The sequence below is a fragment of the Acinetobacter sp. P8-3-8 genome (assembly GCF_000214135.1).
Lineage (GTDB): Bacteria > Pseudomonadota > Gammaproteobacteria > Pseudomonadales > Moraxellaceae > Acinetobacter.
Genome location: NZ_AFIE01000102.1, coordinates 1 through 3,695 on the forward strand (window position 1 = coordinate 1; position 3,695 = coordinate 3,695).

Genomic DNA, 3,695 nt, shown 5'->3' on the forward strand with positions numbered 1-3,695 from the left:
TAATGAACGTCAGTTCGGGATAAATTTTGATGTAAATTATTGAAAAGATAGATCAGGCACAGCGGAGTCTCACCGTTTAAAGTCAGATGCAAGGATTAACCTTCGGTTCGACCTACTTTTCTTTCGGGAAAAGTAGGCAAAACCATTTGTCAGTCGCCAACTCGACAGATACTATCAAGTACCTAATATATCGCAAAAACAGTATATTACAGATGTAGCCCTGCCTCGAACAATGCGACTGACATTTCCGCGTATCATATAGTTGGGAACATATCTTATCCCGAACTCAGGTTAATGAGTAATCACTAAATTGCTCTTAACTGATCAGCATTAATTTTTACATAGGCTTTTTATGTTTTATTTATCATGTAAATAGACAAAAATCACATCTAAATCCTGTTTAGGAATAAAGTTTTTCTCGACCATTTGAAATTGAGTTGCACTGATTTTTTTCACTTCCCCATTCCAACAAAAAGAAACCAACTCATTGGGTTCACGTTCTATGGTGAGTTTGAAATTCTGAATCGGTTTCGCCCAATTCGCACCTGTCTTTAAAATATAACTCAATGCACTAAATGGCGCATGTTCAGATTGTGCTCTTTTTAAACCTTGTTTGAAATTTTTATCCATACAAAATTGTTGATTATATTCATCAGGATAAAGTGAAACTGAGCCGCCAACCAAAGGTTGATACTGATGTGATACCTGAGTGATCGCATTTGCTTTAAACGTTTGTTGCCAGCTATAAATTACCTGCGATTGCCAACGAATATAATCATCATCTTGTATTTTTAGTAATTTCTGAACTTTTGGATCAGAACAAGCTGCAATTTTTTGAACGACCTTGATTTCATGATCTGTATCCTCTTTTTTCCAAGGCGACATTAATTCTTGTTCTGTTAATCCACAACCAAGTAATGCTGTTGTAACATCTCCTTGAAAGTCTTCATCTTGGACATATTGGTGCTCATTACTTGGTAAAAAAGCACGGACATGAATTTTAGGCTTAAGCACTTTACCATTCACAGTAACTTTAAAACTTTCTACCAATCCACTCGCATCTGCATAATCAGTTTCAATATAATTCTGCACTTTTGGTAATGGGAACAACACTGTTTCAGTAATATCATGCTGACTTAGATTTTTAAATTGATAATCCACTTTAATCTTTTTTTTGCTAATGAATAAGTCTTCACTTTGCATCGCAATATTTTTGTTTTTGAGATATTCAATCCCCCCTGTACCCACATAGCCTGTGGAGTCGTTGGCGAAAACAGAAGATGTTATTCCAATCGAAGTGATTAATAATATTATTTTCATTTGTTTAATCTGCTTAGTCCAAATCAGGAAATTCTATGTGCTGATAACGCTGTGCATAAATCGATTCATCAACAATAACATTTTCAGAAATTTCATTCATTATTTGCTTTTGAAATGTAATCTCTTGCTCTAAAATTTGATTCCAAAATGCAGAATCTTCTGAGAAATTTTCATAATAATCGAGCACTTCAATCACACTACTAAAAAGTGCAACCAAATTTTTAGAATTTTTTTGATTCGAAACCATCATCGAAAATGCATCTAAAGCAATCATTTGAGTTGCTTCTAATTCTTCATAATCTTCCGCATATTCATCTACAGCAGCATTCGCGAGTTTAATTTGATTTTGATAAGTACTTAGGTTTTCCTGTTCGATGTCTTTAAATAATTGTTTGTTATCAATACGAATTTGATAATGACGCTCGATGATATTTTTAAAATGAGGAAGTCGTTGATAAAACCCATAGATGGCAATAACGAGACTTTTACGCTGTGCGACCGATGCCAGCTCAATTGCACGTTTTAAGGCAAAAGTATGCTGATCAATAATTTGCACAATATTCATAAACGCTATACTCCCAATTCCATCCTAATAACTTAATAAATAGAGATGACTCATCATTCATTTTATTTAAATGCAGACCATTGCTACAACAGAAGCATTTAACGGATTCTCTCTACTTATTGCTAGTTTACAACACAACTCCTCATTCACCTTAATTGATAGGTTTTTATACAATCAACATTGGAACAAAATTAAAATATCGGTACAATAGCCTCCAGTCGAGGGATGCTGCGACTTTTTCACAGGCACATAAATGTGAAATCGCTAGGCTCGACGATTCGGTTAAAATTTCTGTGAATACTGGTTTTAATCAACAACGGCATCCGCGAACTGAATGATCAATTATTTTTTATTAATAAAGGAGATCGTGATGAACGCGGTTAATGCTTCATTTACAGATTATAAAGTTGCTGATATTTCTCTAGCAGACTACGGCCGTAAAGAAATCAAACTTGCTGAAGCAGAAATGCCAGCTTTGATGGGCTTACGTAAACGTTATGCTGCTGCTAAACCACTTGCTGGTGCTAAAATCCTTGGTTGTATTCATATGACCATTCAAACTGCTGTACTTATTGAAACCCTAGTTGAATTAGGTGCAGAAGTTCGTTGGACTTCATGTAACATTTTCTCTACTCAAGACCACGCTGCTGCTGCAATTGCTGCTTCTGGTGTTCCTGTATTTGCTTGGAAAGGCGAAACTGAAGAAGAATACATGTGGTGTCTTGAACAACAAATCAATGTGAATGGCACACCTTGGGATGCCAACATGATTTTAGATGATGGCGGTGATTTAACTGCTGTTGTTCATGAAAAATATCCTGAATTGATTGCTAAAATCCACGGTATCACTGAAGAAACAACGACAGGCGTACAGCGTCTGCATGAAATGTTCCGTGATGGTACTTTGAAAGTTCCTGCGATTAACGTAAACGACTCTGTAACTAAGTCTAAAAACGACAACAAATATGGTTGCCGTCACTCACTAAACGATGCAATCAAACGTGGTACAGATATGCTTTTATCTGGTCGTCGTGCACTTGTGATCGGTTATGGTGACGTAGGTAAAGGTTCTGCTCAATCACTTCGCCAAGAAGGCATGATTGTACGTGTAACTGAAATTGATCCAATCTGTGCAATGCAAGCATGTATGGATGGTTATGAAGTTGTTTCTCCGTACAAAAACGGCGTTCAAACTGGCAAGAAAGAAGACATTAACCTAGATCTTCTTCAAAATACTGATTTGATCGTAACAACGACTGGTAACTACCACGTTTGTGATGCTGCAATGTTAGATACATTAAAAGCAGGTTCTGTAGTATGTAATATTGGTCACTTCGACACTGAAATCGATACCAATTATTTACGTGGTTACAAATGGGTTGAAGTTAAACCTCAAGTACACCAAGTGTATCGTACAGAAAACGAAAATGATTATTTAATCTTGCTTTCTGAAGGTCGTTTAGTGAACTTGGGTAATGCAACAGGTCACCCTTCACGTGTTATGGATGGCTCATTTGCAAACCAAGTCTTAGGTCAAATGCATTTATTCGCTGAAAAATTTGCTGATCTACCAGAAGACCAAAAACAAGCGTCTATTCGTGTAGAACTACTACCTAAGAAATTAGATGAAGAAGTTGCTGCTGCAATGGTTGCAGGTTTTGGTGGTGTTCTTACTCAATTGACTCCAGAACAAGCTGATTACCTTGGCGTTGCTGTTGAAGGTCCGTTTAAGTCTGAGACTTATAAATACTAAGTTTTAATTTACCCCCTCATCCAAACCTTCTCCCTGAGGGAGAAGGGACTTGGTTTC

The 3,695-nt window shown here is 36.6% G+C and carries 3 protein-coding genes; 1 reads left to right on the plus strand and 2 read right to left on the minus strand.

The genetic code is table 11. The annotated features are described in order from the left end of the window. Nucleotides 1–357 precede the first annotated feature (357 nt). Entirely contained in the window at nt 358–1,320 is a 963-nt protein-coding gene (locus tag GGG_RS0118445) for a DUF4424 family protein (protein WP_010117711.1), read from the minus strand. A gap of 13 nt (nt 1,321–1,333) precedes the next feature. Then, nucleotides 1,334–1,885 carry a hypothetical protein gene (locus GGG_RS0118450; protein ID WP_010117713.1) on the minus strand — a complete coding sequence of 184 codons (552 nt, stop codon included), beginning with the start codon at nt 1,883–1,885 and terminating at the stop codon, nt 1,334–1,336. Between the two features lie 370 nt (nt 1,886–2,255). Here GGG_RS0118450 and ahcY point away from each other — a divergent pair, with 370 nt between their 5' ends. Further along, the gene (gene ahcY, locus GGG_RS0118455; protein ID WP_010117714.1) at nt 2,256–3,638 is read left to right on the plus strand and encodes an adenosylhomocysteinase; all 1,383 of its coding nucleotides are present in this window, start codon (nt 2,256–2,258) and stop codon (nt 3,636–3,638) included. Nucleotides 3,639–3,695 lie beyond the last annotated feature (57 nt).